The organism is Desulfosporosinus burensis, from assembly GCF_054657535.1.
In genome coordinates this window covers 200,899-222,202 of the sequence record NZ_BAAHYN010000004.1, presented here as the reverse complement: position 1 = coordinate 222,202, position 21,304 = coordinate 200,899, and the positions used below count along the sequence as shown (strand labels likewise).

Genomic DNA, 21,304 nt, shown 5'->3' with positions numbered 1-21,304 from the left:
TGGATAAAAACCTCTATATCTCAATGAGTTCTGTTTTAACTAGCAAACTCAACAAATGAGGGCAACCTTAAATACCCAGCCCTGGTCAACGTACGATACTTAACCTTGCACTTCAGTTCATTAATTTTTGGAAAGAAAACATAATCATTTTCTTCTTTACACTCTAATATTTTAGCTAATTGGTAAACTGCTTTACGAGCTTCATCGGGGACTCCAAGCTCCATAACACCAGCAGACCTACCATCAGAAAAGTGTAGCAGCCAACCAAATTTGGATTTTCTAAACCCTGCAATTTCTACCGTTGCATATTGAAAGTTAATAACTTTTAACCAATTCTGAGACCGTTTTCCGATTTCATATTTGGAGTCTTTTTTCTTAAGCACAATCCCCTCAAGCTGTTGCTTTATAACTAAATTGAACAGTGCCTTCCCATTGCCTTCGATAGAGGGCACTTTATTTATCAGCTGCAAATCCTCTGGTAGTATATCATTAAGAATTTCCTTTCGCTCTGACAGGGGTAAATGATTTACCTTCTTACCTTTAAAATAAACCACATCGAAAACACAAAATGTCACAGGGTTGTTCTTTGAGATAGAAGGAATTCGCTTAGGACTGCTAACTTGAAACCGTCTCATCAATTTTTCAAAATCGGGCTTACCATTTTCGTCAGAGATAATAATTTCACCATCAAGTATTGTCCCTTTGGGGACCAGCTCTGTAACAAGTTCAGGAAAGCGTTCTGTTACCTCGTTCTCATGTCGGGTATAAAAATTCACACCACTCATCGTAGAGTATAGAAACCGAATACCGTCTAACTTTAACTCACTAAGCCAGTTGTAGTCATCAAAAGGGGTATCTACTTTTCGGAGAAGCATTGGGTTAACAAACATAATCCCACCTCTACCGTAAGTCTAACATGGGAAAAGCTTAAAGTCAGTTGGGAACTGTTGGATATATATTCTAGTCTAATACTGATACTCAATCAGTCGGGTTCTAGGTACGAGGGCTTCCAGAAAGGATACAATTGGCCTAAGTTTATCACTAAACTCCTGGAAAGTTGAAAGGACGCTACTGGCGTCCTTTCAACTTCGTTAATTGCGTCAACCACAGACTGGTTCATAATGCATGAAGGCGGCTGTTTAGCTTTTACGATAATCTGGCTCAACCCAAGCGAAGCTGGACTGTCAATTTTATTCACCGCCAAAAGGCGGGGTGGAGATACCTAACTATCATTACACATTTACGCTTAATAAGGTCAACAAGATTTCACTAACCTCATACACAATCGAAACGGAATAGCGGCCTGTCAGCCTCTGTTCCGTCCTTTAGCTTCATATGAATAATAGATATCCGTGAATTATGTCTTGTTGTTTTGCGGCCTTGTGGCTCCACCAAACTGTATTTGGTTCTTCGGAGCTCCCTTCTCCCCATATTCTATTGGCAACGGTGAATCTATTCAAAGAAGTGTCTCGCTGAAAGAGGGACTTGGATTAAGGTTTATGAGACTGCACCATGACCTTGATTTTTAGAAGGGGTTGATGGAGATGACGGGTCATATGGGGTGATTAATCGGAATCGATTTTTCAATTGTTTAGATAAATATTAAATAAAATATATTTTCTTAACATTATCTTAAGAAATTTTGTCTTAAATTGTATTGTAATTCATATTATAATAAATTGTAAATTAAAAATTGATGAAGCTTTCATTATTGTAAATAATAATTTACAATAAGTAATTTTTAATTTTCAAAAACGGCGTAATGGGTTAAACGGGGAGGTGTAAAATTGTTTAATATACTAAACATTAAGATTTAATTTGAAAGGAGTTGATTAAATGGCTATTTTCGATGATTGCGAATTTGTTTACTTTTTCTCAGAGATGGACTTTAATGCTTTTAAATCAAAGGTTTTGGAAGTCTATAAGGTTTACAATGGCTGTCTAAAAGTCGATGTTCAACGCGTTATAACTGTCAAGAAGTCAATTGAAGTAGGTGCTCATCAACTTTCAAAAGGAACTAAGTTAATCGAAATCGTAATCTACGGAAAATTGAACCCATTCCCCACCGAACTCGAAATTCTCAAGTTGCTTTTTGGGGAAAGCATTCCAGAAATACACGTACTATTTCTTAACGAGCTTCAACAACAAAACTATAACACTTCTGAATACCTTGACATAAATACAATAGTATTTCAATTAGATGATGATTTTATGGAAGTTGTTGATTTCCAAGTTCAAGAGATTTAAGTAATGTATCATCAACAAAGTCTTGAGGCGATGAGTATATCATCGCCTCAAGACGAACGTATTCATTAAGTTCTACGAACTACTGCTATTTGGTTTTATACAGTGTTCGAAAAGATAAGTTATTGACGAAAGAGGGTATGTTAAAATGACTGAAACAGTGATGTTGTTCTGCAATAACTATGAGGCTAACTATGATGCATGGTATAACATGATGCTGGATAATAAAAAAATTGAAGAGTTATATAGTAGTGGACGAGATTTTCATTACGTCATTAACCAGTTAATTCTCTTTTTTGAGATGTCTATAGATGAGATACTTAAAAGCTCTGAATTTATGGATTTTGAAAAATTAGAGCTGATATCTTTTGCAAAAGAATATTGGAAAAAAATCCAAGACAATGGAGTAGTATCATTTTAGTTAAGTCAGAAAACTCGTAATTCTGGTAAGAATAGGAAAAACGAAAGAAGGTAAATCCAGATGCGAGAATACGACAAAGACTTCAAACAAGAGGCCATCAAGTTGTCTTACGAATTAGGGACGACGGCTGCCTCAGAGAAACTGGGGATTCCAGTAACAACGCTATACTCATGGAAAAATCAATCAAAACGGTATGGAGAAGTAAGTTTTGTTGGCAGCGGACATAAACGTATTGACCCAAAAACAGCTGAAACCAAAGCAATGGAAAAGAAGATTAAAGACCTTGAAGCCGCCAATGATATTCTAAAAAGGGCCTTAGGTTTTTTCGCAGAGAGCCAAAAGAAATAGCTGCACGAGAGCTTTTTCATTGGATGTGGTTTCACAAAACTAAAGAGAAAACCAAGCACAGCATAAAAACCATGTGCAGAGTATTACTGGTTAGTGAAGCCGGATATTATAAGTGGTTAAAAAGGCAGTCCAAGCCTTACAAATACGAAGAACTTTTGGCTAAGATCCTTCAAATTCGTGCGGACAACCCGGACTATGGAGCATACAGGATTTATCTCCATTTAAAACTTTATCAAGGCTATACCGGTAGCTATTATGTAATCCTTAAGCTCTGTAAAATCAACCATCTTATGCTCAAGAAGAAACATCACTGTAGAGGAATAACCAAAGCAGATCTAGCCGCTCAAGCCAGTGCCAATCTCATCAAACAAGACTTTTCTGCAGTATCACCCAATCAAAAATGGCTTGGAGATGTCACAGAAATCCCAACGGCTGACGGAAAGCTTTATTTAGCCGCCGTATTGGATTGTTTCGATGGAAGTATCGTGGGATTTAAAATGGCAAATCACATGAGAGCCGAGCTATGTGTCGAAGCCTTTACCTCGGGTGTTAAGAGGTATCAAGCCTATGGGATGGTCTTTCATTCGGACAGGGGTAGTCAATACACAAGCGGGATCTACCGTCAAGCACTCGCCCAGCATGGTGCGAAACAGAGTATGAGCAGTACTGGTAAATGTTATGACAATGCCAGAATGGAGTCCTTTTTTGCCACATTAAAGAAAGAAAGCATCTATAAATTCAGAACCGAAACAATGAGTATGGAAAAGATTAAAAGCATAGTGTTTAGATTTATAGAAACCTATTACAATCGGAAACGAATTTACACTCCAAACGGAGGTTATCCGCCCCTAGTAATGCGTTCACAGTATTATCGAGAGCGTTTACCCCAAGCGGTGTAACAGTTAAGAGGCTTCGCCTCTTGAGTTTATCGCTTTTTGGTTCTCCTAAGGATAGAAATAAAGATACCAGGGTGATTAAATATATCCCCTGGCTATCCTTAGCAGAACTCTACCGGCCGCTCGTGTTGCTCTCCAGCATTTCACTATCCTGCCTGTAGATAAGAGCCAGTTATATTATAACCATAAATTGGTACTAAAATTACGAGTTTAGGGACTAAACCAAATTTGACAACTCCACAAAGCTTACAAAGCGTGGTATGAATATGCTACATTACAAAGCAACGACGTTTTTGGAATATTTGGGGGAACTTATTAATTAGAAAGTTACGATAATAACGGCAGTGGGAATGTATCCTGTAAACGATGACTTTACTAAATGTAAGACTTACCTTGTACATAAACACACAAACCGACAGCTATCCACCAACGCCAATTTTTTCAAGCTCCATATTTACTTTATGAAGTAGTTCATTGCCTTGTCTATACTCATAAGAGAGTTCCTCCAAATGGCTAATGGATACTTTATTTGTTAGTATTGCTTAGTGCTAATAATTGGCAAATTAGTCATAACCATCTGCATTATAGCTTTTTGCCAATGCATAATTAGCTGTATGGCTTTCAAGTGAATTGTTAGGCGTTAATTGTTATTAGGTGATGTTTCACCTAATAACTGAATCCGTAAGTAATTTGCTTTCTGCGGTCTTGTCCCGTGTGCGAAGGCACAAAGCCTACCTTTTCTGCTTGGAATGATGAAAGTCGTTTTTGTCAACCTAGACAAATTTACCTATATTTTGTTGGCAGTATACCTTTAGGAATAAGTAATACCTTGTAATTTTTTTTGCACCTAATTTATGGAGTATTGTTATCATAAACGTCCCTTATAAATGTAAGGGAACAGCATCCCCTTAAGATAAAATAAGATAATAGCAAAGCCGTTGTTAAAACGGTACGGGGTCGTCAAAATCTTCTAAGGCATCACTATGTTGTATATTATAAACCTGGATATCATCCGCATCTTCCATATTGCAAGATGAAATATCAACCTCTTCATGTTTAATATCACAAAAAACATAGTTGAACTTGTCATAGCCAAATTTTGAACATAAAGCCTTATTCATTTTCATCCATTTTATATTTTGCAGCTCAAGCACTAATATAAGATTCTTCATTGAGTCTTTGAGCTTATTTGTTGAGACTAACGCTAATTGCTTTTCTTTTCGCAATTCATCAAAGCCACAGAAACCATAGAGCTTTATGTTTTTTAAGATTGCAATTTTAACAAGTCGCGTTTGTTCGGTCATTTTTAGTTCGATTTGGTATCGATAATCTGGGTATGTGAATTGTGTAATGTCTTTTCCTAAAAATCTATCAAAATACATCTTAGAAACGTCGCTTAGAACGAAATTCTTAGTGAGCAATATAGAGGCTCTTCTTTCAGCTTCACCTGCGGCAACCTCAAAACTGTTAACAGTGAAATATTGTATTCTTGGCATTGACTTACCTTCTGATTGACCTTCGGTCGCAAGACGTTCCGACTTTTCAGCGTACTTTTTGGGGACAAGCTTAAAGGGGATTTTCTCAATAAGTCCAAGATTTGCATATAGATTTAAAATGCGATTTACATCTAGATAATTGAAGTCTACTTTCTCCGATAAAAATCGGCATGACATAAAAAATATACTTTCATCAGTACAGACGTTAATTAAATCCTCATAAATATTTACGGATGCAATATCTATTAGTTTAAGCAAGACGTCTATATTCTCGCTAAGTAGTCGACTCAGATTCGGATATTTTACAAGGTTGTTAAGAAGGAATGTTTTGTTGTTGGCGAGCTTTAACATTTGACCCCGAGAAAACTCAGTTGTCGCCTTAAAAGTAAAATTGTAATGGCGACCAAGAGAATTCACTGCTTCTGACCAGCTCATATTAAACATTCTTTGAGTAATATCAATAATGTCCAAGCCTGCTGGTTGGTGGTAATTGCAATTCGAATCATTGCAGAAAAATTTCCACTTATCATTCTTACAATCCAGAACAGCGGATGCAGTTATATCTTCATGGAATATACAATGAAATGCCTTGCCCTTTTTTGCCTCTTCAGGCACAGGTAAATAACTAAGTAAATCTTGCTGATTTAGAAAATCCATTAAGTCGATGAAGTTGTTAAACTCCATCAATTCAGAACTAAAGGGCAAGGGGACCACTCGAACGGTTTCAGAAGGATTCTTAGCGACATCACAAGGGTAGCGAGTAACTTTATAGTCGGATAGCTTTACGTCTAGTTCAGATACCATTCTAGACTGTTGAACAACAATATCATTAATTTCAAGACCGTCTTGACTATTTACGAACATAATTTACCTCCTTCTTTTTTATCATTGCCATTTTGTAGTCTGGCGGGACTTCAAGTTGTAGTGACTTTTTTCGACACGGTTTTTATATTTATCATAAGCATTACAATGTAATAAATTCGACTTCGCGAGTCGTAGACGGTCGAACTATATATGTTGGCAGAGCTTATTGCGAGGCTGTACAAAAATGAAGAAGACCGACGGAAGCAATGAGCTACCGAGGTCTTCTTCATGGTTAAATTGGAGAAAGCAAATGAGTTATTAAATCATACCAGCCGACAAATGTTGTTACTCTCTTTAATTATGAGAGTCGTTACTCACCATCATTTCTACGACAACAAGTCACGCGTAATAATAAATCGATTTATCTTAGACGAATTACCTCGACTTAGTTTGTTTCGTCTCCTTTATGCTAATTAACTCAGACTATCTTGACCCATAATATCCTGATACCCGCCTCTCTTTCTCACTAAAATTATGAAAAGTGAGAAAGGCGATGCCAATATGATTGATAAACAAGGAAACAAGAGTAAAACAGGGAAAGATGGGCGAACCAGAGTCAACGAAGGGAAGAAGTTCGAGAAGGATATCAAGAATTCTATTCCCGCTGATGTTTACTGTTACCGTATAAAAGATGATGGAATGAATTTTTTGGGAGTGGCTAATATCTGTGACTTCATCGTTTATAAATATCCATTTCTTTACCTCTGGGAGCTTAAAAGTCATAAGGGGAAATGTATACCGTTCTCGGCCATTAGAGAGCAGCAGTTAATAATGCTGGATAAAATTGACCCAAAAGGGGTTTCAACTGGATTTATCTTAAATTTCAGAGATTGGGGCGAGACTTACTGGGTTGAAACGAGAAAGTTACAGTGTCTCAAAGGAAAAGAGGAAAGAAAGAGTATTTCACTAGATTGGTGCAGGACCGAAGGAATAAAAGTTGAGCAAAGATTGAAAAGGACTAGGTATTTGTTCGACATTCCCAAATTACTAAGTGAGCTTTCAGTTATATTGACATGTGTGAATCCTTGCATAGAAACACTTGCTAACTAGTCCGACCAGCTTGAACCGTTTAGGCACATACTTCCCCTTGGAAAAATATATAATGGTGTAAAAGTTCTCACGTCTTTATAAAATTTCCGTTTATAACTTGTTTATAAGATGTTTATAACATGTCGATAAATCGTTTATAACTTATACTCAGACTATTGATAACAAATCCATAACTTGTATATAACTTATTTATAACTTATTTATAACTTGTTAATAAGGTGTTAATAGGTGATTTGCATATAGTGGATTCGCTTACTTCAAAGAGTACCAAAATGACATCCAACGCTCACTTAAAAGATACATACCAAAGGTGCAATTCGATTTACGCTCGCCTCGATGGTAACCATATACAAACTATGGATTTTGTGAAGTTCACTGTGTCCATTGTACCTGCACAAACTAAGAATAATGGGAATTTAAGGAAATAGAAATGAATGTCTAGAATGCAACTGAGTAGGATTTTATTTTTACATTAAACTTCAATCCTTCAATGGTTGCAACTGGGGGCATAAGAGCAACACATGATAAGAGCCAATCATTTAACCGCGTACTTGGTGATGGAAATACTATGTTGGTATATTGCATTAATCGTTGTGGTATTGAATTACAAATCGTGAAATAAACAAAAATTAGACTGCCAAGAACCAAGCAGTCTAATTCTACCTTAATTGTGAGTTATCAGCCCCACCAGAGCTATCCTTTTACATGAGGTCCGTATTTACTGTGTATGAAGATACATCTGTGTTGATAGGCTGAACCGTACTTCGTGAGGCAGAAGCTGATTTCATTTGCGCACTTGTTTGCTCAGTCGGCTTCAGATAATCGTTTTGAGGTGGCGCGTCGAAAAGCGAATCGTGTCCCAATGTAGCCGCAGCGAAGGTCGTTAGTAACCCATAAATCATGTTGCTGAAAACGTAAGAAAGGTTGCTAGCTGCATCCTTGGGCTTAACACTATTTTGGGGGACAACATTCGGGATGGCTGTGGCTATTGCTCCGATTCCAATTCCTGCCAATATCCCTTTTGGTATAAGTTTATCTCGCCCATTTTTCGAAAGGTCATTGACGATATATTTAGCGCCTAAAATGCTTACGGCAGCCGTCATGATTAGCCCAAGACCCTGCCCTCTTAAACTCCGAGCTTCTCTCTTTGAGACAAACATCCCAGCTGAAGCTTCCCTGTAGGACCTTTTGGATATACCTGCATAGCGTGAAGTCGTATCAACAGCGATAATCCCTGCTAGACCAATGAGTCCTGAAACGATTGAAAGTGTATTTCTATCCTTAATCTTTTCTATGTCGATTCCTCCTTCATCCAAAGTTTTGACATTTTATTATTTGATAATATACAGAAATATAACCATGGGTATTAAAGGCAAAGTATTCAATATGCTTCTTGGAGCTAGCGGTCTTATTGCTCAATTTTTTGGTTTCCTTGGTAATGACTATCCAAATTGCCAAGATAGAGTCTGGTATTATTTTATCAATCCATTCACATGAAAAAAGTTTATCATCGCTGAATACGGACTTGCTTTATCAATTACTTCTATAATACTCATTTAACATGCTCTAGATATATGACACCCTTATTTCGTGTTACCTTAAAATTTATCTTATCGGTTGAGTGAAGCATGACGACTCCATCGGTATAGTCTCCGCTAAGGAATGATATGCCGTACCCATCTTTTGCGGGATATCCATTTAAATGGCAAACCACTTCTCCACTTTTTACAAAAATTAGTTGGTTCATTCCTTCAGAAATTGTTTCTTGAATATTATCGGACTTAAAACCGATTACTTGATAAATGCTTTCTTTGGGAGTATATGGGGCAAAGGAGTATAAAACATCCCAGTCAAACGATGTCATCCCATGCAAGTTTATCGTATCTACTTGTTGCCCAACCTGCGAAACCTGTTCCTTAAATGATTGTGAGTTTGAATCACATGCATTCTGTTTAAGTTTGGTTATTATAATAGGGCTCAGGACTAAGGCAATAATAGCTATTGCACATGTTATTAAGTACGGCTTTTTCATTCCCACAGGTGACGCTCTCCTTTAAAATAAAAATAGAATCGCTTAAGGTTCTGCGAACGTGCATCACGATATTCTTTGTTGCCAGATTCTGATGGTCAGTTGACAAAATCCGACCATGAATGCCCTCGCCACCCTGTGGATTAAGATGGTTATAATTTTGTTTATATCTTATGCATAACTTCTTTATAACTCTTTAATAGGGTCTGTTCTATAACTTGATTATAACTTATTTGTAAATTATATGTAACATATTAGTAACTCTAGTGCAGAAATCCATTTTTCGTCTCAACATAGTGTTAAACTATTTTATCTTCGCATTCGAGAAGGTCCTCGTTATTCTTTTTGAACGGGAATCATTAATAACTTGATTAACTGTCGTCGGGCTTCTTCTTTGGTAATTATCTCAAACAGAGCTATCCGTACAATTTTTGGTACAGAGTGTATGTTACAATATTGCTATACAAAAATGACTTCAACGTTTGAGGGGATTTGAAACTATGTTTAATAACAATAGACACTTAAATATTTTTGAGCATTATACACAAAAAGGGTCGTTACCAATAGAAAATAATATTTCAAGGGGATTAGCCATTCTGTTTAATCAAAACCATTTAGTTTTAGACCGATTTATTGATTTACTTAATACTAAATGTGCCGAGAAAAAATCTGACTGTATCGTTATAAAACCACAGAAGCCAGGTGATAGAGAAATAGGTATTCAACAGCAGATATCAAAAATAGTTGAAAGTTTTCCTAATCCACAAAACATTGTAGGCATCACCTTAACAACATCTCGGCAGACCAATTGGATAGAAAATAAGAAGGATGATAGTAGCAATCTAGTAACGGATATTGTAATAAATTGCAAGGATTCATTAATTGTCATAGAAGTTAAAAGGGATGCAACAGATGCAAGATTACAGCTAAAACAACAAGTCAATAGCATTATTTCAGAGGTTGTCCTGAAAGGTGGTAATCTTCCAGAAAAGGTCCTATTGGATGGGACCTGGGAAGAACTAATATCAATATTGCAAGACGTTTACCTTTTAACTGGATGCAACGCTGAAAGCGTGCTAGGTCATTACTTAAAACATTTGGAGAATAACTACCAAGCATGGTTTCCCGTTTCTTTATTTTCAGATATTGAAATAACAAGAGAAAACGAAGTAGCTATTGAGAAAAGGATACTCAAATTAATTAGGAATTGTTGTCAAAACAACGGCGACGAAAACAAGTATAGTGGAAGATATATTGTTCCACTAAGTTATGATTTCACTAACGAAGCCCAAGTGGATATGGATTATGAGACTAGGAGCCTGATGGTAACAATTTGGTCAGGAGATACAAAGTGGCAAGGTCATTGTTTGTTAAATAAAACGTTAAATAATCTTGCGTGGGTATTTGATAATGTAATTTCCGTAGATAATATTTCTTTAAAAGTCGTAACAGAGCCTTACTTAAGATTGGCACATTTTCAATCATCAATTATCATCGAATATTTTGATATTCAATATTACAAAGATAAATTTGGAATTGAAAAAGAAGTATGCAAGAAGTTATTTGAAGATATATCAAGAGAATGGAAGAAGCAAGACTGGAATGAATTGAAAAGAATATTATTTACAGATTACAAAGGACTTATTGACGAAGATAGCTTTAACAAAGATTTTAAAACAAAATTTGAAGAAACTAAAAGAAGTTATGCTCATGTCTCATTTGGTTATGAAACAACGGTATACATCCCGATAGAAACTGTAAAAAAATATGAGAAGAAAGGGTCTATTGAAAAGGGAAACGATATGTTAGCGACGTATGTAAATCAAGTTATTACGACTCTAATTGATAAAATCAAATAGTCATCATGCCTAGCTCCATTCAAATTAAGAGTCCGACGTTGGCGTCGGGCTCTTAGTTAATTTCAGTGAGGTGTAATGTGAGTTTTAAGGAGCCTTCCGTATCAATAGCGATGGTCTTTTATATTGGATTGGGAACATGTAACCATCTTAATCATAAGAACGGGCTGCGCTTAATGGGGATACCATTTAATGGAGGTTCCCCTCGGACTTGTGCTGACGGATAATCAGAAATAATAAAGCACGAATGAATGAGGGTTATACCTTTGTTCATATTTTTTTGTCTAAACTAAGAAGACATTTTTATGTTCGTGTTAAAGCAAATAGCCAGTTTAATAGTGTGACAAAGGGGTATGGGGGTTACTAGGTCAAGGGGGTTCTAGCGAACTTAAGGTGCTTAAATGAAAGCATCAAGTGCGTGGTTGTAATTAGATGTGGGGTTTTAGGGTCTGATTGCTTAAAATAGGATTTGTCGCAAGGGGATTGCCACGGTTATAGGTTAATGATTGAAAATTTGGGGCTCAAACCATGTAGTCAACCAAGATTATTATAAATAAACCTAGAAAATCTATAATATACAAGTTATCGCTTTCTGGGGTAAGTTCGCACGGTAAACTATATGATGAATAAATGGACAACAATGAACGAAAGGACACGGAAATATACATGAAAAGAATCGATGGAACAATATTCTACTCAATAAAAGAAACAGCCATTATAGTAAATCGAGATTATAAAACGGTACTCAGATGGTTTAAGGTTAGTCAAAAACTAAGAAAAGAGGGGAGAGAGGGGCTGTTGCCGATACCCACTGTTATAGGCAGAGGGCATTATTTAGCGGAAACTGATGTTAAGGTCCTCAAGGAAAAAGCCAGAGCTTTCAGGCGAGGTTACTTTAAGGAATTCGCAAATAAGAGAACGACATACCAAAAGCTTAAAGAAGAGAACGAGTGGCTTAGGCTCCAAATTATAGAAATGGAAAGGCAGGGGAACTAAATGCGTGAGGTGAACGGAGTCGTCTACTACACATCTGGTGACGTGGCTGTTTTATTAGATAAGAGCCGTCAAACTTTAATTTATTGGGATTTGTTAAGCGATTGTTGGGCGGAGAAATATGGAAGAAGAGCGCTTCCCAAACCAATTCGAATTAATGGACATCGGCTGTACAAAAAGGAGCAAGTTTTAGAGATTATAAAGTTTTCAAAATCAATGAAGAGGGGGACGCTGACGAAGGCAAAAAAGGTATTGGAAGAAACCAGGAAATTTAACGAGCAATTGTGGGCAGTGGAAGATAAACCAAGGTAAGCGGTCTTTAGGACTGTGGCGTTGTTATGTCTTTCCGCTTTTGATTGGGTAAAATAATATGCTTTATGTTACTAGGTAAGGAAACGAAGTTTTCTAAAGAAATGACTATCAAGAAAAGTTATCTGTATTTCAAGTATAAGACAAGTATGAACGAGGAAAGACCAATTCCTTTTTCATACTTTTTTGTGTTAATACAATTTCGTAAAGCGTCTAAATGACTATAGGCAAAAAAGCGACAAATGTTGACTATAAAATACCATATATTGACATATGTGGTACAATGCGCTACATTGATAAAAGAGATGAAAGGGGTGGCAGAGGATGAGTTTAAATCAAATTATTGAAAGCTATATGATAGAAATGTCAAAGCTAGACAGCTTTGATGAATTTTATGAGGAAAGAAAACGTGAGATTGAACAAAAAGTGGAATGTCTTTGGGATGACTATCATCGTAGCCAAAGACTAATGCAGCGAGAGCATGAGGAAAGACATAACGAAGAAATGGAGAGAAGAGACGCGTATTTTGAAAGTCTTCACTATGGATATTAATTACTATTACCCTTTTATAAAAGGAGGTAATTAAGTTGAATCAAAATAGAATCGAGGAGCTTATTGCGATAAAGTCCTCATTCGTCGAATTAAAAAATAGAATCAAGGAAATCGACGAACAGATTAATAGTATCGAAAGTCTGATTGTATGTGCCTTGTCTAGAACAGAGAACTATGAAGATAGTACGAAGTCCCCTGAGGGCAAGAATATTTATGAAACTCCCACTAGGAAGAAGTTAATTTCGACGAAACTACCAGTAATGGAAAGTCGCGCTCAGAAACTGAACAAAAAAGCATTGGAGATTTTGAGAAATTATTAATTAACTTCTTTTTGCAATAGAAGTTTCAGAAGACTGTTACTGATGCCGTTTAACATCCAAAACCTGACGGCGTAAGCTGTCCGGCGGTAGACAGATAAGCTGACCAATAAGGTAAATGAATATCCGTCAGTCAGTCTGTCTGTCTCACCGCAGCGTTACCAGCGTCTTCAATTATGGCCTTGGCCAGTTATCGGGTATATGTGTAATCAATGACTATTTAGATTTTGTTGGTAGCGAGATCAAATCAAAGAAAATCCTTGTTCCTTCAGCCTCATATTTTACAACCATCGTGGCGACAGCAAGACTAATAAGCGCATTTTGCGTCATCCCAAAAGCCGTAGCCATAGTATCAAGACCTTTTTTCACCTTATCAGGTAGTTCAATTGACTGTCTAGGCACCTTTTTCCCTCCTCATTTTGATGCAAGGGACGACAACTTATACATCAGAGCAACACCAATCTACATCGGTTTCCATCGTTCTATTAGTGAGCGATCAACTTTATCCGTTCTTATGTACTCGCTTTTTCCCGAAGATGATCGGTCGTTGCCTTAAAGGCCAGAATGTCTGCTCTAGACTCTTTCAGCTTCTCTTCAAAAACCAGTCTAAACCAAGCTATTCTATTTCTAGTGGGTGGATACTGATTAAACTTATCATGGACTTTACAGATCGCTTCAATCATCTCAAAATGGTCATATCCCAGGGTCCTCGCTAATTTCAAGGCCATCGGCAGGAGATCATAGAACCCTGTTTTAATGAAATAGTCTTCCAAGCCGGGTCGATTCATGACAATTCCCCCTCAATCACACGTTTTACCATCCGGTCATCAATAATCCTGTGACCGTTCTGCGAACCGTAGAGGAGGCAATGGGTGCATAACTTGTTAATGAGTCTGGCGGCACCGCTGGAGTAACGATAAATATCGTCGATCGCTTGGTCTGAAAAAATGTCGCTGGTTGCACCCGCATAAACCAAGTGCCGTTTCATATAGGCCTCTGCCTCGGCCCGATCATAGTGCGACAGTTTGCACTGCAAATCGATACGTTGACGAATCGCGGTGTAAGCCTGCAGGTGTAGACGATCCCATAGCTCGTTCTGACCGACAAGAATGAGCGCCATGGGGCTCTCTGCATCCATCTTCATATTAAGTAGAAAGCGAACTTCCTCCAACATCTCTTTATCCAGCAAATGCGCTTCGTCCACGACGACAACTGCCTGCAATCGATGAATTCCGCGCATCAATTCAATCTCCCGATGCAGTTGGCGTTTGGCATCGCCACGATAGAACTTCGACTCGTATCCAAGTTGCTCAAGCATTCCTTTGTAAAAGTGACGAGGTGTTAACTTTGAATCCGACAAGTATAAAATCCTGTACTTCGCTGGATCAAGTGTTTTCGCAAACCGGCGAATCGTCGTCGTTTTTCCTGTCCCACAGTCGCCGGTGATGACGGCAAACAACTGACGCTCTGCTGCATATTCGAGCCTACCAAGCGTTTCTTCCAGTATGCTGGATAGGTACAATTTATCGGTGGGAATATCCCTTGAGAAGGGTGTGTGACTCAGCCCGTAGAACGATTCATACATGCTTTTCTAACTCCTTCCGAACTGTTCGGTAGGAGACGGCAGGAGCTTGCCGTTCGTTTCGTTGCTTATTCTGCTCCTCGGCTGCACGAAGTAAACGCGATTCGTCCGCTTTTTCTGGTTGCATATGATCCGGTAGCGCCGGACGTTTTCCAGACCATTCCCTGATGACTAGCTCACGAACCGTCCAAGGTGCATGACCCTCGTATTCGATGGTTAATTCCGTGATGTCAGCGGGATCGTACACGAGTTGGACCTTTCTTCCTATGAAGAGTAGCCCTACCTCATATTTTTTCCCCATAAAGCTAATGCAACCGGACTTGTCCACTTTGCGCTCTTCGCTATGGAGGAATGCATTCGTTAAGATTTCAGGTTCTACGAATCGAAGTGGTGAGCGATCGCTCCGATACGCAGTTTCGGGACTGGCCGTCTCTCCCAGTGCGGTGTGAGGCTTGTTTTGGTGGCATTCGCTAAGCCATAATTGAAACCAGGTGTTAAGTCGATCCAATGTTTTCGGTTTTTCGAGCAGGACTTCATTGAGGAAACTTTGAACCACACGATTCAGGCGTTCTACCTTCCCCTTAGATTCTGGAGAATAGGGTTTAGCAAACAACAATCGGATACCTAGTTTGGAGCAAGTCCGACCCATCCATCGAGTGCGGTACTGCTTGCCATTGTCAAAATAAACGGCTTCAGGAAGCGCATTTTGTTGGATAGACTTTCGAAAGCAGTCCTCCACAATGGCCTGATCGAGCGTTGGATAAAACTCACCGTGAAGAACGTAACGCGTTGCATCGTCAATAAACAAAACAAGATACACTTGTTTGAGGGTACCGTTCGGGCCGATCGGAAGAAAAGGTCCATATTTTATGTCGGATTGCCATAATTGATTGCGATGTCGTTTCTGGAACCTTCGAGCCGCAGCTCCGTCATTCGTATACATCCGCATGGTCCGGGAGCTATAGCCGCGTTCCATAAGCCTTTCTTGTAAAGTGCTTCGTTTGAGCTGCTTGGGTTGTGCTTTTCCTTCCCATTCTAGGATTTGAATGATTTGGCTGACACTGCGACTCGGAACTTCACGCCTCAATAGAATCGCTTGTTCCAAGAGATGGGCAGGAATTGCCTCTGTCTGTTTTTCCCCTTTTCCTTTAGGTAGAAGTCCACTGAACCCTTCTTCTCGATACTGCGCCAAATACCGACGCAGTGTACGCTCTGACAAACCTGATTGTGCACAAAGGGCAACTTTAAGTTGACGGGCCTTGGCTGGGTCCAGTCCGTCTGCTAGTAACGGTGACAAAAGTTGTACCCTCCCAGCTGCAATCTCTTCCGCTTTCTTCTGATCTTTCATTGCTAACGCCTCCATTTCGTGGGATTAGCATGATTCTATCTCAGATGAAGGTGGACATGAATGCAGAACGGGTCTGTCTCCAACGATGAGAATTTGCGATCGGTTGGACAGTTCTACTCATCCATCCGTCTGCGGTACCGACAAACTGTCCAAGAAGTTGGAGGAGTGCGGACTGTGGTCGATCGGACGAGTTCTCCACAGCAAGGTTGTAACGAATTGAGATCGACTGTAAGCAGCCATGGGCGTAGACTACCCACGTGAGAAACCAGAGTTTCCAACGTGAGATCGTTGATTCATCCACTGCAATGTCGGTGCGTGGTGGTTCGTTTAAAATACCTTCAATACTTTCCGCATCATAGCGTTTGTAAGGAACAAGCAAGTCCGGCAATTCATGGTGAATCTTGAAACATGACTCACAGCGTAGTCTGCGAATGATAAGTATTGATCTTCCTCCAGAACTTTGAAACCATACCCGATGACGACTGCCTATGACGATTAAGAGTTTCCCACAACAAGGGCAAGGTACGCTTTCCGCACTCCTAACAAAAAACGCCAGTCCTATACTTCTTCTCAACTAGCGAATAATTTGATACAATGATCATGTTGTTATTGGGAGGACGTCTCTAGTGATGCTGTTGTAGCAGTACCACATCAAAAAAGAGGCGTCTTTCTCCTTTCTTCAAGGATAACGTTATGGTCATTATATTCGTCAACTTAGGGACGGGCAAGACCGTCAGCTTTCGGACTATTTAATTCAGCGTACACAGAAGACACTTTACTTAGAGTGCCCATAAAGGGACTAATGTCTAGTAAAGTGTTTTAAAAATTTAAATAATTGATAATTTAAGGAAATATTTTTAGAAATGGAGTGATGACTATCAGCGCTAAAGACGAATTTCTTAATATTTATGATGAACATATTAGAAGAGAGGGTGCCGATAAATTACTTCAATACCTTTTATCTAAATCAAGTGATTTTTTTGTTGCGCCAGCCAGCACCCGTTTCCATGGCTCTTTCGAAGGTGGCTTGGTAGAGCATAGTGTGAATGTTTATCATTCGTTAAAGGACTACTTATCTAGAGGACGAGTTGAGAAATTATATAACATAAAATTTGAAGATGAAACGATAGCTATCTCGTCTCTATTGCATGATGTATGTAAAATAAACTGCTATAAGAAAGGTTCTAGAAACGTAAAAGATGAAAATGGAGTTTGGAAGGCTGTTCCAATTTATGAGTATGAAGATAAGCTACCATATGGGCATGGTGAAAAGTCTGTGTATATAATTACATCGTTTATGAGGCTGACTCGCGAAGAATCATTCGCGATTAGGTATCATATGGGCTTCTCTGGCACTGAAGATAAAAGAAATATTGGAACGACTTTTGAACAGTTCCCTTTGTCATTTGCTTTGTGTACTGCGGATATGGAAGCAACATATTTTATTGAAAGCAAAACAAACTAATTTCCCATATTTAATGGAATTGACAGCTTATTTCCTCAATTTTGCCGAATCCTTTGTGTGAAGGGGTTCGGTATTTTTGATTTAGCGGAAGGGAAGGATACACCTTTGCTTTAGAAGCTATTGACATGCCAGAAGGAGCTGAGCAGACGACTATAGAATTGTATATAAGAGAGCAAACGCAACATAAGCAGCATGTAATTCTAGGGGGTTGGCGAATAGGGAACTAATATTCCAGAAGTGCTTTTAGGATTGATTAAAGGAGGGGAAATTTTGTCAGATAGTGAATTTGGATGGAATGATAAAATTCAAGGTATTAGAAGGTTCTCACTTTATAAAATGGATGCTTACAAAAAAGGATACGAAGATTTTCACATAGAAGGCGATGATAGGGTAGTTTCGCAATGTAAGAGACCATGCTCTTGTGGTGCAAAACTGAGATATGTCGGGTTACGTCATCGAGCTAATAATCACTATGAGGCTTTTGAAGTATGTGATAACTGTGACATTGCTAAGTTGTTCTAAATTAAGTTGCAGGGAACTGCAAAAATTAAGGTGGTAGCTGCCTAATGTAATTTGCTGAGAAATTGCCTTTACAGACAGGATTTCGTTTCATATCTTCTAATATATAAGTTCCAATTCATATTCTGGTGATACTGGATTTTGATAAATATAAAAAGCCGAACCCTCACATTCAAGGGTTCGACGTAAATCGGTTGTCATTAGTGCATTTGGTAAAATGCACTAGATGGATTCCATTTTTCAGATATCGGTTTGATTACTGCGATTAAATTGCAGCGCTCTTTTCTCCAGCAGTTTCCAAGTGTATCATCATCTGCTTGAAAATATCAACCTTCTCCATAAGCTCAATCGAGTCGTGAAAAATCGTCTCATTTGACCAATCGCAACTTATCAATTGCTTAAAGATTTCAACTACCAATTTTTTCTCCGTTTCCTCAAAAAGGTGTCCTTTAATCGTAAACGGTTTTGCAAGTAACAACTCAATAATGTCCATAGCATCCTCGTCGGAAGAAGTTGCAATGGTCAGCATCTGTGTGAGTGGAACTTGGAGAACTTCTGCTAGCTTCACGATAAGTGTGTATGACGGGTTCACTCTTTTACCCATTTCGAGGCGATTTAGATAGGATGTACTGATGCCTACTTCCTGTTCGATATTTTTTAATGAATACCCGTTTTTCTCGCGCAAATATCTAAGGTAGGCACCGAAGTCCGTAGTAATGGCCCTCTCGATTCTTTTTTGCAACACCCGTAACTTACGGGCAAGTTGCGCCTTAATAATCTCGTTGACATCCAGATTAGCAATCGTTTTTGAAACAGATTCAATCTCTTCCTCGCAATTTTTTCTAGTCTCCAGTTCATCGAGAATATTCATGACCTCAAGCACTTCTTGATTATTTCCCATCTTCACGCGGAAATCTTCATACCAACACACTGTCATCTTCCTTTCTAATTTACGTTTCCATTAAAATGTACTCATTTGAGAACCTTGAAAACTACCATAATTTGATGGCGCCTTTTGGTGTTCTTGAATACTAGATTATAGATAAATAGGATTAATATATTCTTAAGATAAGTATAATAAAACCAATTTGCGGAAAAAATGAAACATTTTTTTAATTGCAAAACGAGGCTTAATAAATAATAAAGCACAAGTTTGATATTCTTGGATTTAACACCATTGACTTGTGGAAAACTCAGAATCCGCTTTATCAAGGGTTACAGCCAATTTCGCTAAACCCATGTTTTGAGTTTGACATAACACAAAATAGAGATGCGTTTTGTAAAATTGATTAGGAAATGACTCATGCACATTGTCCCATAAGCCGTGCTAATTACTCAATTTGTGCGTCATCGCTTGTACGATTTATCGAATCAGGGCGTTTGGCTTCATGGAATTGATAATGTTAGTTGACAACTCCTTACCAAACGAGGTATTATAAGCTCGTAAGCTAATTAGCGTACAGAACGGGGTTACTATAATGGACTTTGGAACTTATATCAAAGATAAAAGAATGGCAAAAGGAATAGCATTGCGAGAACTAGCGGAAAGGTTATCGATAACACCTTCATATATGAGTGATATCGAGAAAGGGCGTAGGTACGCACCTGACAAAAATAAGATTTCAGAGATAGCTGATATTCTAGGTATTGTCGATGAAGAGGATTTAAGCCTATTATTTGACTTAGCAGGGGAATCCAAAGATGCGGTTGCACCTGATTTGCCCCAGTACATCAATGAGAATGATAAAATTAGGGTGCTACTCCGAAAAGCAAAGCAAACTAATCCCTCGCCTGAGACGCTTGATAGGATTATTCGAATGTTGGACGAATCGAAGGAGTAAAGCTTTGAAAGTAACTGATTTCAAATCAAAACCATCAGGACATCCGATTCTGAAACAAAAAGATATTGAGGATTTCGCGGAGAATATACTGCATCTCTTCAAGCCAGACTTATTAATTAAGCCTCAAGAAGTGTCCATCGAATTACTTATAGAAGCTTACTTGGGTCTTGATGTAGATTATAAGAACTTAAGCGTTGATAAAACGACATTAGGCTTAACTACTTTTGGGGATGGTTATATCATAGTATTCGATGAAGAAAATAGGGAAGAGTATTTAACCGTTAATGCTGGAACAATAATTGCAGATAATCAACTTCTCGAAGGAAACCCTGGACGATTAAGATTTACATACGCACATGAAGCCTCACATTGGGTTCTGCATCGTCATCTTTATTTGTCAGACCCAAATCAGATGCTCCTATTTCAAGAGGCACAAGAGGCTCGAAACATTAAATGCTTAAATAGAAACGTTGAAAAAATTTTTGCAAGTATAGGCAACACTATTTCAACTGATGAGGATTGGTTGGAGTGGCAAGCTGACTCACTGGGGGCATGTCTTCTGTTACCAAAGCACACCTTTATTTTGGCTTTTAAACAAAAGCTTCAGTCATACGGAATCAATCAATTACCACTAGACCTTACTGGGAAAGGCGGAGATATTTATTACTTAATCGTTGAAGAGTTATCACAAATCTTTAACGTTTCCAAGCAAGCTGTACAGGTTAGACTTTCCAAATTAAAACTTGTTCAAAGGAATACCCAACAAATCAGCTTCTAGACCCTTTTTTTTATAGGATAATTCGCTAAAAAGCGTATTAGCCTAAAAGCTGATGTAAGAATAAAGGAGGTGAAAAGGATGGCAAAAAATACAGGGAATAACTATCGACAAGGCGCAGTTAAAAACCGTTCACAGGTATTAAACCCAAAAACAAACCTATATGTTGAACGGGATACTTCAAATGGACAATTTATCAATGTTAAAGAAGATGGGACGAAGTTTAAAGGAGTAAGAAAAGAGAAGTAGTGGTCCAGACGTGTACAGCTTGCTTTTATATAGATAACCAAGACCAAGATGAGGAGTTGCAGCGTGCCAACGAACGCTATTCCATAAATTATTGGATTGGTCTTCTGTCAAGATTTCGGACAGGTTAAAAGTAGAAATAATCCCAGTTTA

The 21,304-nt window shown here is 38.3% G+C and carries 25 protein-coding genes; 15 read left to right on the top strand and 10 right to left on the bottom strand.

Annotation, left to right across the window (positions count from 1 at the left end):
- Nucleotides 1–35: 35 nt before the first annotated feature.
- Complete coding sequence (locus tag ACYQ3Q_RS08435) at nt 36–890, bottom strand: ATP-dependent DNA ligase (RefSeq protein ID WP_459928156.1); 855 nt, start codon at nt 888–890, stop codon at nt 36–38.
- Nucleotides 891–1,836: 946 nt separating this feature from the next.
- Here ACYQ3Q_RS08435 and ACYQ3Q_RS08430 point away from each other — a divergent pair.
- The 4 genes from ACYQ3Q_RS08430 to ACYQ3Q_RS08415 all read left to right on the top strand — a co-directional run bounded on the left by ACYQ3Q_RS08430 (nt 1,837) and on the right by ACYQ3Q_RS08415 (nt 3,912).
- Nucleotides 1,837–2,247: a hypothetical protein gene (locus tag ACYQ3Q_RS08430; RefSeq protein WP_459928155.1), complete on the top strand. Its 411-nt coding sequence runs from the start codon at nt 1,837–1,839 to the stop codon at nt 2,245–2,247.
- A 145-nt stretch (nt 2,248–2,392) separates the two neighbouring features.
- Nucleotides 2,393–2,665 (top strand): hypothetical protein, encoded by a 273-nt coding sequence (locus ACYQ3Q_RS08425; RefSeq protein WP_459928154.1) that lies wholly within the window; start codon nt 2,393–2,395, stop codon nt 2,663–2,665.
- Between the two features lie 60 nt (nt 2,666–2,725).
- Entirely contained in the window at nt 2,726–3,013 is a 288-nt protein-coding gene (locus ACYQ3Q_RS08420) for a transposase (protein WP_459927235.1), read from the top strand.
- Between the two features lie 23 nt (nt 3,014–3,036).
- Nucleotides 3,037–3,912, top strand: coding sequence for an IS3 family transposase (locus ACYQ3Q_RS08415; protein ID WP_459927236.1), 876 nt, complete (start codon nt 3,037–3,039; stop codon nt 3,910–3,912).
- Nucleotides 3,913–4,850: 938 nt separating this feature from the next.
- Here ACYQ3Q_RS08415 and ACYQ3Q_RS08410 read toward each other — a convergent pair.
- Nucleotides 4,851–6,269 (bottom strand): hypothetical protein, encoded by a 1,419-nt coding sequence (locus ACYQ3Q_RS08410; protein ID WP_459928153.1) that lies wholly within the window; start codon nt 6,267–6,269, stop codon nt 4,851–4,853.
- Between the two features lie 474 nt (nt 6,270–6,743).
- On the opposite strand from ACYQ3Q_RS08410, the gene ACYQ3Q_RS08405 reads away from it, so the two are divergent.
- The gene (locus tag ACYQ3Q_RS08405; RefSeq protein ID WP_459928152.1) at nt 6,744–7,319 is read left to right on the top strand and encodes a Holliday junction resolvase RecU; all 576 of its coding nucleotides are present in this window, start codon (nt 6,744–6,746) and stop codon (nt 7,317–7,319) included.
- A gap of 701 nt (nt 7,320–8,020) precedes the next feature.
- Here the strand turns inward: ACYQ3Q_RS08405 and ACYQ3Q_RS08400 are convergent.
- Nucleotides 8,021–8,635, bottom strand: coding sequence for a hypothetical protein (locus ACYQ3Q_RS08400; protein ID WP_459928151.1), 615 nt, complete (start codon nt 8,633–8,635; stop codon nt 8,021–8,023).
- Nucleotides 8,636–8,871: 236 nt separating this feature from the next.
- Nucleotides 8,872–9,357 carry a hypothetical protein gene (locus ACYQ3Q_RS08395; RefSeq protein ID WP_459928150.1) on the bottom strand — a complete coding sequence of 162 codons (486 nt, stop codon included), beginning with the start codon at nt 9,355–9,357 and terminating at the stop codon, nt 8,872–8,874.
- A gap of 491 nt (nt 9,358–9,848) precedes the next feature.
- Here ACYQ3Q_RS08395 and ACYQ3Q_RS08390 point away from each other — a divergent pair, with 491 nt between their 5' ends.
- The 5 genes from ACYQ3Q_RS08390 (at nt 9,849) to ACYQ3Q_RS08370 (ending at nt 13,378) form a co-directional block, all read left to right on the top strand.
- On the top strand, nt 9,849–11,207 hold the full coding sequence (locus ACYQ3Q_RS08390; RefSeq protein WP_459928149.1) for a hypothetical protein: 1,359 nt from the start codon (nt 9,849–9,851) through the stop codon (nt 11,205–11,207).
- Nucleotides 11,208–11,834: 627 nt separating this feature from the next.
- Complete coding sequence (locus ACYQ3Q_RS08385; RefSeq protein ID WP_459928148.1) at nt 11,835–12,200, top strand: hypothetical protein; 366 nt, start codon at nt 11,835–11,837, stop codon at nt 12,198–12,200.
- Complete coding sequence (locus ACYQ3Q_RS08380) at nt 12,201–12,509, top strand: DUF7229 domain-containing protein (protein ID WP_459928147.1); 309 nt, start codon at nt 12,201–12,203, stop codon at nt 12,507–12,509.
- A 321-nt stretch (nt 12,510–12,830) separates the two neighbouring features.
- Nucleotides 12,831–13,058 carry a hypothetical protein gene (locus ACYQ3Q_RS08375; protein ID WP_459928146.1) on the top strand — a complete coding sequence of 76 codons (228 nt, stop codon included), beginning with the start codon at nt 12,831–12,833 and terminating at the stop codon, nt 13,056–13,058.
- 35 nt (nt 13,059–13,093) lie between these two features.
- Nucleotides 13,094–13,378 carry a hypothetical protein gene (locus ACYQ3Q_RS08370; protein WP_459928145.1) on the top strand — a complete coding sequence of 95 codons (285 nt, stop codon included), beginning with the start codon at nt 13,094–13,096 and terminating at the stop codon, nt 13,376–13,378.
- A 213-nt stretch (nt 13,379–13,591) separates the two neighbouring features.
- Here ACYQ3Q_RS08370 and ACYQ3Q_RS08365 read toward each other — a convergent pair whose 3' ends face one another.
- The 5 genes from ACYQ3Q_RS08365 to ACYQ3Q_RS08345 all read right to left on the bottom strand — a co-directional run bounded on the left by ACYQ3Q_RS08365 (nt 13,592) and on the right by ACYQ3Q_RS08345 (nt 16,879).
- Nucleotides 13,592–13,777, bottom strand: coding sequence for a hypothetical protein (locus ACYQ3Q_RS08365; protein ID WP_459928144.1), 186 nt, complete (start codon nt 13,775–13,777; stop codon nt 13,592–13,594).
- Between the two features lie 110 nt (nt 13,778–13,887).
- Nucleotides 13,888–14,163 carry a hypothetical protein gene (locus ACYQ3Q_RS08360; RefSeq protein WP_459928143.1) on the bottom strand — a complete coding sequence of 92 codons (276 nt, stop codon included), beginning with the start codon at nt 14,161–14,163 and terminating at the stop codon, nt 13,888–13,890.
- Complete coding sequence (locus ACYQ3Q_RS08355; RefSeq protein ID WP_459928142.1) at nt 14,160–14,960, bottom strand: ExeA family protein; 801 nt, start codon at nt 14,958–14,960, stop codon at nt 14,160–14,162. Before ACYQ3Q_RS08355 ends, ACYQ3Q_RS08360 begins: the two co-directional genes overlap by 4 nt.
- Nucleotides 14,953–16,305, bottom strand: coding sequence for a DDE-type integrase/transposase/recombinase (locus ACYQ3Q_RS08350; protein WP_459928141.1), 1,353 nt, complete (start codon nt 16,303–16,305; stop codon nt 14,953–14,955). The genes ACYQ3Q_RS08355 and ACYQ3Q_RS08350 overlap by 8 nt, the downstream gene beginning before the upstream one ends.
- A 40-nt stretch (nt 16,306–16,345) precedes the next feature.
- Entirely contained in the window at nt 16,346–16,879 is a 534-nt protein-coding gene (locus ACYQ3Q_RS08345) for a DUF6431 domain-containing protein (RefSeq protein ID WP_459928140.1), read from the bottom strand.
- A gap of 297 nt (nt 16,880–17,176) precedes the next feature.
- On the opposite strand from ACYQ3Q_RS08345, the gene ACYQ3Q_RS08340 reads away from it, so the two are divergent.
- Nucleotides 17,177–17,770, top strand: coding sequence for a hydrolase (locus ACYQ3Q_RS08340; RefSeq protein WP_459928139.1), 594 nt, complete (start codon nt 17,177–17,179; stop codon nt 17,768–17,770).
- 270 nt (nt 17,771–18,040) lie between these two features.
- Nucleotides 18,041–18,292: a hypothetical protein gene (locus tag ACYQ3Q_RS08335; RefSeq protein ID WP_459928138.1), complete on the top strand. Its 252-nt coding sequence runs from the start codon at nt 18,041–18,043 to the stop codon at nt 18,290–18,292.
- Between the two features lie 262 nt (nt 18,293–18,554).
- On the opposite strand, the gene ACYQ3Q_RS08330 is transcribed toward ACYQ3Q_RS08335, so the two are convergent.
- A complete protein-coding gene (locus ACYQ3Q_RS08330; RefSeq protein ID WP_459928137.1) occupies nt 18,555–19,190 on the bottom strand; it encodes a helix-turn-helix domain-containing protein in 636 nt (211 codons plus the stop codon).
- Nucleotides 19,191–19,767: 577 nt separating this feature from the next.
- Between ACYQ3Q_RS08330 and ACYQ3Q_RS08325 the strand changes: the two genes are divergently transcribed.
- The 3 genes from ACYQ3Q_RS08325 (at nt 19,768) to ACYQ3Q_RS08315 (ending at nt 21,154) form a co-directional block, all read left to right on the top strand.
- Nucleotides 19,768–20,130, top strand: coding sequence for a helix-turn-helix domain-containing protein (locus ACYQ3Q_RS08325; RefSeq protein ID WP_459928136.1), 363 nt, complete (start codon nt 19,768–19,770; stop codon nt 20,128–20,130).
- A gap of 4 nt (nt 20,131–20,134) precedes the next feature.
- Nucleotides 20,135–20,908 (top strand): ImmA/IrrE family metallo-endopeptidase, encoded by a 774-nt coding sequence (locus ACYQ3Q_RS08320; protein ID WP_459928135.1) that lies wholly within the window; start codon nt 20,135–20,137, stop codon nt 20,906–20,908.
- A 78-nt stretch (nt 20,909–20,986) separates the two neighbouring features.
- Nucleotides 20,987–21,154, top strand: a complete 168-nt coding sequence (locus tag ACYQ3Q_RS08315; RefSeq protein ID WP_459928134.1) for a hypothetical protein — start codon at nt 20,987–20,989, stop codon at nt 21,152–21,154.
- Nucleotides 21,155–21,304 lie beyond the last annotated feature (150 nt).

Excerpts from the sequence above, each read along its gene's own strand:
- ACYQ3Q_RS08435 (WP_459928156.1), bottom strand. The coding sequence starts at position 890 with ATGTTTGTTAACCCAATGCTTCTCCGAAAAGTAGATACCCCTTTTGAT.
- ACYQ3Q_RS08430 (WP_459928155.1), top strand. The coding sequence starts at position 1,837 with ATGGCTATTTTCGATGATTGCGAATTTGTTTACTTTTTCTCAGAGATG.
- ACYQ3Q_RS08425 (WP_459928154.1), top strand. The coding sequence starts at position 2,393 with ATGACTGAAACAGTGATGTTGTTCTGCAATAACTATGAGGCTAACTAT.
- ACYQ3Q_RS08420 (WP_459927235.1), top strand. The coding sequence starts at position 2,726 with ATGCGAGAATACGACAAAGACTTCAAACAAGAGGCCATCAAGTTGTCT.
- ACYQ3Q_RS08415 (WP_459927236.1), top strand. The coding sequence starts at position 3,037 with ATGTGGTTTCACAAAACTAAAGAGAAAACCAAGCACAGCATAAAAACC.
- ACYQ3Q_RS08410 (WP_459928153.1), bottom strand. The coding sequence starts at position 6,269 with ATGTTCGTAAATAGTCAAGACGGTCTTGAAATTAATGATATTGTTGTT.
- ACYQ3Q_RS08405 (WP_459928152.1), top strand. The coding sequence starts at position 6,744 with ATGAAAAGTGAGAAAGGCGATGCCAATATGATTGATAAACAAGGAAAC.
- ACYQ3Q_RS08390 (WP_459928149.1), top strand. The coding sequence starts at position 9,849 with ATGTTTAATAACAATAGACACTTAAATATTTTTGAGCATTATACACAA.
- ACYQ3Q_RS08385 (WP_459928148.1), top strand. The coding sequence starts at position 11,835 with ATGGACAACAATGAACGAAAGGACACGGAAATATACATGAAAAGAATC.
- ACYQ3Q_RS08380 (WP_459928147.1), top strand. The coding sequence starts at position 12,201 with ATGCGTGAGGTGAACGGAGTCGTCTACTACACATCTGGTGACGTGGCT.
- ACYQ3Q_RS08375 (WP_459928146.1), top strand. The coding sequence starts at position 12,831 with ATGAGTTTAAATCAAATTATTGAAAGCTATATGATAGAAATGTCAAAG.
- ACYQ3Q_RS08360 (WP_459928143.1), bottom strand. The coding sequence starts at position 14,163 with ATGAATCGACCCGGCTTGGAAGACTATTTCATTAAAACAGGGTTCTAT.
- ACYQ3Q_RS08355 (WP_459928142.1), bottom strand. The coding sequence starts at position 14,960 with ATGTATGAATCGTTCTACGGGCTGAGTCACACACCCTTCTCAAGGGAT.
- ACYQ3Q_RS08350 (WP_459928141.1), bottom strand. The coding sequence starts at position 16,305 with ATGAAAGATCAGAAGAAAGCGGAAGAGATTGCAGCTGGGAGGGTACAA.
- ACYQ3Q_RS08340 (WP_459928139.1), top strand. The coding sequence starts at position 17,177 with ATGACTATCAGCGCTAAAGACGAATTTCTTAATATTTATGATGAACAT.
- ACYQ3Q_RS08330 (WP_459928137.1), bottom strand. The coding sequence starts at position 19,190 with ATGGGAAATAATCAAGAAGTGCTTGAGGTCATGAATATTCTCGATGAA.
- ACYQ3Q_RS08325 (WP_459928136.1), top strand. The coding sequence starts at position 19,768 with ATGGACTTTGGAACTTATATCAAAGATAAAAGAATGGCAAAAGGAATA.
- ACYQ3Q_RS08315 (WP_459928134.1), top strand. The coding sequence starts at position 20,987 with ATGGCAAAAAATACAGGGAATAACTATCGACAAGGCGCAGTTAAAAAC.